This window comes from Algimonas arctica (genome assembly GCF_014652695.1).
Taxonomy (GTDB): Bacteria; Pseudomonadota; Alphaproteobacteria; order Caulobacterales; family Maricaulaceae; genus Litorimonas; species Litorimonas arctica.
Window position 1 is genome coordinate 454224 of sequence record NZ_BMZH01000001.1, and the last position, 6177, is coordinate 460400.

The window sequence follows — 6177 nt, forward strand, 5'->3', positions numbered from 1 at the left end:
GACGAGTTCTGCCAGTCGCCTGTGCTGGACTTGAATCGCCAGCTTGGGATTATCAAGCAGAGCAAACGCCAGTGCTTCAGACAGCCTAATATCCGAGCGATAATGTTCAGGATACTAAAGAGTGGCGGGCGGGGCGGGATTCGAACCCGCGAAGGAGTTGCCCCCTTGCCGGTTTTCAAGACCGGTGCATTCAACCACTCTGCCACCCGCCCGTTGCGGTAAGCTGTGGTTCGCGCGCTTTAACGACGGATTTGCGCGGCTTCAACCACCAAATCCACCAATTTTTGTAACCCGCTCTTAACCAAAGGATTTGCGTCTCTGTTAGGCCTGTTTTCAAACCTAGGTTTAGGACTGATTGTCTACATCTGTTCCAACGATACGAAGCGCGAGGCGTCAGCCCCGACAGTTTCGGAATTGAAAGGTGAGGGCGCGGCAACGGGCTTCAGCTCACAACCGAATGGTGAGGATTGAATGTATAGCAGGATGTTTAAACTGGTGGCTACGGCTACTTTTACAGCAACGTTGGCAACAGGGTGCGCTTCAACAAGCGTGACCAAAACTTCATCGTCCGCACCAATCACTTACAAGGTTGGACAAGGCGATGCGCAATATGCGTCCTTGGACCGATCAAACAGGTCGTCTCGCCCGAGCGCGCCAAGGTCGTATGACCCAGCTGGCGGGCAGGGCCGTGATTTCGACCCTCAAAGGATTGATCGAACCCTCTATAGCCACCAAAAAGTTGGCAATCGCTACACAATTATGGGTCGATCCTACACGCCCAAACACGATCCGGATTATAATGAGACCGGTCAAGCGTCATGGTATGGTCCGGGGTTTCACGGAAAACCCACGGCGAATGGGGAAACGTTTGACAAGAATGCGATGACGGCCGCGCATAAAACATTGCCCCTAAATTCAATGGTGCGCGTGACCAACTTGGACAATGGTCGCACCATCATTGTGCGCCTTAATGATCGAGGCCCGTTCATTGGAGAGCGTATTATTGATATGTCAGAGGCGGCTGCTGGGGCGCTCGGTTATACGCATGATGGCGTCGCGAATGTGCGGGTGCGTTACCTCGGCCCGGCGGATCCTTCGGCTGGAACACGTGTTCTACCCCGCAATGCGCCGCGTGTTGCCTCGCTTCCACGCGAAAATATGAAGCCTGCGCCGCGCTATGTCGCGCCACAGCCTATGGCCCCGCGCTACATTGACCCTTGTGAGAATGATCGCCCCCATGAGCGATTGGCTCCGGCATCGTGTAAGGTCGCACAATCGCTTCCGAGCTTGCCGCCATATCAAGCGCCAAACCCGGCTCCAGTTGTTCCAACGCCCGCCCCCCGTTATGCGGCACCGTCTCTGCCGAACCCAATTGCACGGGGAAATCCGCGACGGGCTCCGGAAGCGGATCTACCAAGCGGTGGCGATATTACGATGACCATTAAAGGTCCGATCCATATCGCCGGCTCAAAGGACACAGATTTAGCGCCGGAATTCATCACAGGGCCTCTAAAAACGAAATAGGGCTCAGGCGTTGCCTTGCGGCGACCACATTTTTAAAGCATTCGACACGGGCACCATTTCGGTGCCCGTTTTCGATTCCGTTATAGAGCATGTTCAGACCCTTATTCTTCACAGCCCTTTTTGTCCCTGTCGCAGCCTACGGCGCTCCGATCCAAACCGATGCCAAACAGGCGGTGATTATTGATCATGCCACCGGGATCGTCTTGTTCGAGAAAGAGGCGCGCGCGCCTATGCCGCCTGCTTCCATGACCAAAATTATGACTGTACAGATGGTTTTAGAAGCCATTGAGCGCGTCGACCTGACTTATGAAACCAAACTCTTGGTCTCGGACGACGCTTGGCGACGCGGTGGCGCCGCTTCGGGCTCGTCGACGATGTTTCTCGACCCCCGCTCCGAAGTCCGTGTCGAAGATTTACTCCGCGGCCTCATTATTCAATCTGGAAATGATGCGGCGATCACCTTTGCGGAAGCTTTATCCGGCTCTGAGAGCGCTTTTGCGGATGCGATGACGCGCCGTGCGCATGAGATGGGGCTTGATTCTGCGACATTCCGCAATGCAACGGGGTGGCCCAACGATGAACATGAAATCAGCGCGCTTGATCTCGCGAAGCTGACTCGAAAGCAGATTGAGGATTTCCCAGCCGCTTATGCGATTTATTCTGAACCTGACTTTACATGGAACGGTACAAAGCAAGGCAATCGCAATCCGCTCTTAGGCGTCTTTCCAGGCGCTGATGGTGTCAAAACAGGCGCGACATCTGTTGCGGGGTATGGTCTGGTGGCCTCTGCCGTTCGCGATGACGAGCGACGCATCATCGTTTTCAACGGAACAGACGGGAAATCACAGCGTTCCCGCGTTGCCAAAGAATTGATGAGCGCGGCGTTCAATGAATTTGATGTGCTCTCGCTCTACCGCTCAGGCGATCGCCTTGAGGACATTCCCGTTTATATGGGGAAGGCCAAGACAGTTGGTCTTGTGCTGCGCGAAGACGTGAATATCGGTTATCAACGCTCAGATCGTAACGCTGTCAAAGCACGAATTGATTTCACGCCCGCCCCGGCCCCCGTTGTAGAGGGCAGCAAAATTGCCGAATTAGTTGTGGTCAAGGGTGACGTCGAAGTTGCGCGCTATCCACTCTACGCTTCGGACACCGTGGCGCGAAAAGGCTTGTTTGGCCGCGTTGGCGCTTCATTATTACAGAAGATCAGAGGATAGTCGGGACGGTCATGGCGGGACAATTCATTACATTTGAAGGTGGCGAAGGCGCGGGGAAAACAACCCAAGCCAAGATGCTCGCTGACGCACTCGAAAAAGTCGGCGTCGAAACCATCCTGACCCGGGAACCGGGCGGAACATTTGGCGCCGAATCGATCCGAAAGCTTGTCCTCGAAGGTACAGACGACCGCTGGTCGGGCATGACCGAACTCCTGCTTATGTATGCGGCGCGCCTCGATCATGTCGAAAAGCTGATCAAGCCGGCCCTGCAACGCGGGGCTTGGGTGATCAGCGATCGATTTTCGGATTCAAGCCTCGCCTATCAGGGCTATGCCCGCGATCTCGGCGCAGATCGGGTTCGCTCTGTGCATGACGTTGTCATGGAAGGGTTCAATCCAGACCTGACACTGGTGTTTGATATGGATGTTTATCTGTCTCTAAAACGGGTTGAGACCCGTGCCGCACAGGACGACGAAGTTTTGACGCGTTTCGACAAAGCCGGACAGGCGTTCCATACGACTATCCGCGAAGCCTATCTTGATATCGCGAAGAACGAGCCAGCGCGTGTCAAAGTCGTCGATGCGGATGGGTCACGGCAAGCGGTGCATTCTCGCATTCTGAATGCTTTGACAGCTAAATATCCGGAATTTGCCGGCAAACTTGGTGGCGCGTGACGTCAGCCTCATTCCGGAACCTGATCGTTCCGAGGGCTCGCCACATCCTCGCGAGGTCTATGAGTTGCTCGGCCATGCCGACTCAGAAGCCCGCTATCTCGAAGCCCTCAATTCCGGTCGCTTGCACCACGCTTGGCTGATTACGGGACCGCCGGGAATCGGCAAAGCGACGCTCGCCTACCGGATCGCGCGGCACCGCCTTGGTGGGAGTAGTTTGCTCGACCAAAGTCTCGATATTCCGCCCGCCGACCCAGTGGCGCAACGTATTGAAAGCCAAGGGCACGGCAATCTGTCGGTCCTACGACGGCCCTATGATCCAAAGTCAAAAAAGTTAAAGCGAGACATCCCAGTTGATGAAATCCGGGCGCTCTCAAAATTCTTTCAAAGCACCGCAGCCGAGAGTGGGGACTGGCGCGTCTGCATTGTCGATAAAGCCGATGATTTGAACATGAATTCGGAAAACGGCATATTAAAATTACTGGAAGAACCTCCCGCTAGAACATTGTTTTTATTACTCTCTGATCAGCCCGGACGGCTGCTGCCAACAATTCGATCACGCTGTCTGCATCTACCGCTCCGCGCTGTACCAGAGGCGCAGCTTTCGCGCTGGTTGGGATCGCGCACCGATGTTCGACCTGAATTTCAACAGGCGGCCACGGCGCTGTCGCGAGGAGCGCCCGGCAAAGCGCTGGCGCTCGTTGGCCATGTCGAAACCGTCTTGAACCCGCTGAAACGTCTCATGCAGACGCTCTCTGGCACGGGCGATGATATGAGTCTGGCCAAGTCCTTGGTGAGCGCGAAAGAAGCGACATCGCGAGAGCTGTTCTGGGATGCTTTAATCGATACGATACAAGCCCAAGCCGTGCATGCCGGAACAGGGGTTTGGACGGGTCCGTTCGAACCAATCGCCGCGAGAAAATCTCCTGCCAGCTGGATTAGTTTAGCCGAGAGAGCGCAGTCCACACGCGCCGCCGAAGCGGGCATCAACCTAGATAAAACAGCCTCTTTGTTTGATCTCCTCAGTCGGATCCGTGCCGCATGATTATTGATAGTCACGTCAATTTACATGGCGAGCGGTTTGCCGAGGACCTCGACGCTGTCATTGCCCGTGCGGCAGAGGCCGGCGTTAGCCACATGCTCAATATTTGCTGCAACATCAAAGACTTCGATGCCGTGGTGAAGGTCGCGGAAGATCATGATAACATTTGGGCCACCGTCGGAACCCACCCCCATGACGCGAAGGAGAACCCTGACATAACCGCCGCTCAACTGATTGAGTTCGCAACCCATCCGAAAGTGGTTGGTATCGGTGAAACCGGCTATGATTTTCATTATGGTTATTCGTCCCAAGACGAACAGGTCGCCAATTTCGTAGCCCATATTGACGCCGCGCGCGAAACCCAATTACCGCTCGTGATCCATACGCGCGAAGCCGATGCCCTTATGCTCACCACGCTTAAAGAAAGCGGTGCAGGACGCGACTATCCGGCTTTGCTTCACTGCTACACATCAGGCCCAGAACTCGCCGACTGGGCCGCAGACGCCGGGCTCTATTTCTCGGTCTCTGGCATTGCGAGTTTCAAGACGGCGCACGGTGTGCGTGATTGCATTAAAACGATGCCGGATGATCACATTATGTTGGAAACCGACTGTCCTTATCTGGCTCCCGTACCGTATCGGGGACGGCGCAACGAACCTGCTTACTTGCCCCATGTCGCCGAAGCACTCGCGAGCGTAAAGGGATGGACACTGGAGGAGACAGAAACGCGAACGAACGCGGCCTTCTTCCGGCTTTTTTCTAAGGTAACGCCATGACGCTACGCGCGACGATACTTGGCTGTGGCAGCTCTGGCGGTGTGCCCCGGGTGGGCGGCGATTGGGGCTATTGTGACCCGAATGAGCCGAAAAACCGTCGCTCTCGCAGCTCACTTCTTGTTGAAAAAACAGGCGAGGGCGGCATCACTTCAATTTTGATCGATACGTCGCCAGATTTGCGCGAGCAGCTGTTGCGCGCTCAAGTTAAACGATTGGACGCTGTGCTGTTCACGCATGATCATGCGGACCAAACACACGGCATCGATGATCTCCGCGCCATTGCCTACCGCATGCGCGCACAAATTCCGACCTATATGGACGCGCATACAGAGACCCATGTGGTGGACAGATTTCGATATTGTTTCGAGATGCCCGAAGGGCGTGTCCATCCGCCCATCCTTGTGTTGCAACCGCTACTTAATGATAATCAAACGATCGAAATCGATGGACCCGGTGGCGCTATTTCAGTCCATGTTATTGCGGCGTCGCATGGCCCAACCCCTGTGCTAGCGTTTATCTTCGACGAAATGCTCGCTTACAGTCCAGACGTTTGGGACTTTACCGATGAGGGTCTTGCGCGTCTCACGGGCATAGAAACATGGATATGTGACGCGCTGCGCTACAATGATCATCCCACTCATGCCCATGCTGACAAGAGCCTTGCTTGGTTTGCACGGACTAAAACGCAACACGCTGTGCTAACGAACTTACATATTGATATGGATTACAATGTTTTAGCGGATGAACTTCCTGCTGTGGCGATACCCGCTTATGATGGAATGATCATGGACCTATCTTGAAATCAGTGAGTTTTATTTCTCATAATCATCATTATGCGCTAAACTGGGTATAAGCGCAAAGTTGAAAGGCGACACTTGCGCAAAGTTCAAAGTTGACACTCCTCTAGCCAATTGGTTCCATAAACTCGCATTGCGTGAACTCATTTA

Annotated in this window: 6 protein-coding genes and 1 tRNA gene; 6 read left to right on the forward strand and 1 reads right to left on the reverse strand. The window is 54.4% G+C overall.

The annotated features are described in order from the left end of the window. Nucleotides 1–122 precede the first annotated feature (122 nt). Nucleotides 123–212 (reverse strand) — tRNA-Ser (locus IE105_RS02205). A gap of 337 nt (nucleotides 213–549) precedes the next feature. On the opposite strand from IE105_RS02205, the gene IE105_RS02210 reads away from it, so the two are divergent. The 6 genes from IE105_RS02210 to IE105_RS02235 all read left to right on the forward strand — a co-directional run bounded on the left by IE105_RS02210 (nucleotide 550) and on the right by IE105_RS02235 (nucleotide 6030). Next, nucleotides 550–1524 (forward strand): septal ring lytic transglycosylase RlpA family protein, encoded by a 975-nt coding sequence (locus tag IE105_RS02210; RefSeq protein ID WP_233353932.1) that lies wholly within the window; start codon nucleotides 550–552, stop codon nucleotides 1522–1524. A gap of 89 nt (nucleotides 1525–1613) precedes the next feature. Beyond that, nucleotides 1614–2741 (forward strand): D-alanyl-D-alanine carboxypeptidase family protein, encoded by a 1128-nt coding sequence (locus IE105_RS02215; protein WP_189494932.1) that lies wholly within the window; start codon nucleotides 1614–1616, stop codon nucleotides 2739–2741. An 11-nt stretch (nucleotides 2742–2752) separates the two neighbouring features. Next, nucleotides 2753–3415, forward strand: a complete 663-nt coding sequence (tmk, locus tag IE105_RS02220) for a dTMP kinase (RefSeq protein ID WP_189494934.1) — start codon at nucleotides 2753–2755, stop codon at nucleotides 3413–3415. Further along, nucleotides 3405–4457 (forward strand): DNA polymerase III subunit delta', encoded by a 1053-nt coding sequence (locus IE105_RS02225; protein ID WP_189494936.1) that lies wholly within the window; start codon nucleotides 3405–3407, stop codon nucleotides 4455–4457. The genes tmk and IE105_RS02225 overlap by 11 nt, the downstream gene beginning before the upstream one ends. Next, nucleotides 4454–5230 (forward strand): TatD family hydrolase, encoded by a 777-nt coding sequence (locus IE105_RS02230; protein WP_189494938.1) that lies wholly within the window; start codon nucleotides 4454–4456, stop codon nucleotides 5228–5230. The genes IE105_RS02225 and IE105_RS02230 overlap by 4 nt, the downstream gene beginning before the upstream one ends. Further along, nucleotides 5227–6030, forward strand: coding sequence for an MBL fold metallo-hydrolase (locus IE105_RS02235; protein WP_189494942.1), 804 nt, complete (start codon nucleotides 5227–5229; stop codon nucleotides 6028–6030). The genes IE105_RS02230 and IE105_RS02235 overlap by 4 nt, the downstream gene beginning before the upstream one ends. The last annotated feature ends 147 nt before the right edge of the window (nucleotides 6031–6177 follow it).

Excerpts from the sequence above, each read along its gene's own strand:
- tmk (WP_189494934.1), top strand. The coding sequence starts at position 2,753 with ATGGCGGGACAATTCATTACATTTGAAGGTGGCGAAGGCGCGGGGAAA.
- IE105_RS02230 (WP_189494938.1), top strand. The coding sequence starts at position 4,454 with ATGATTATTGATAGTCACGTCAATTTACATGGCGAGCGGTTTGCCGAG.
- IE105_RS02215 (WP_189494932.1), top strand. The coding sequence starts at position 1,614 with ATGTTCAGACCCTTATTCTTCACAGCCCTTTTTGTCCCTGTCGCAGCC.
- IE105_RS02235 (WP_189494942.1), top strand. The coding sequence starts at position 5,227 with ATGACGCTACGCGCGACGATACTTGGCTGTGGCAGCTCTGGCGGTGTG.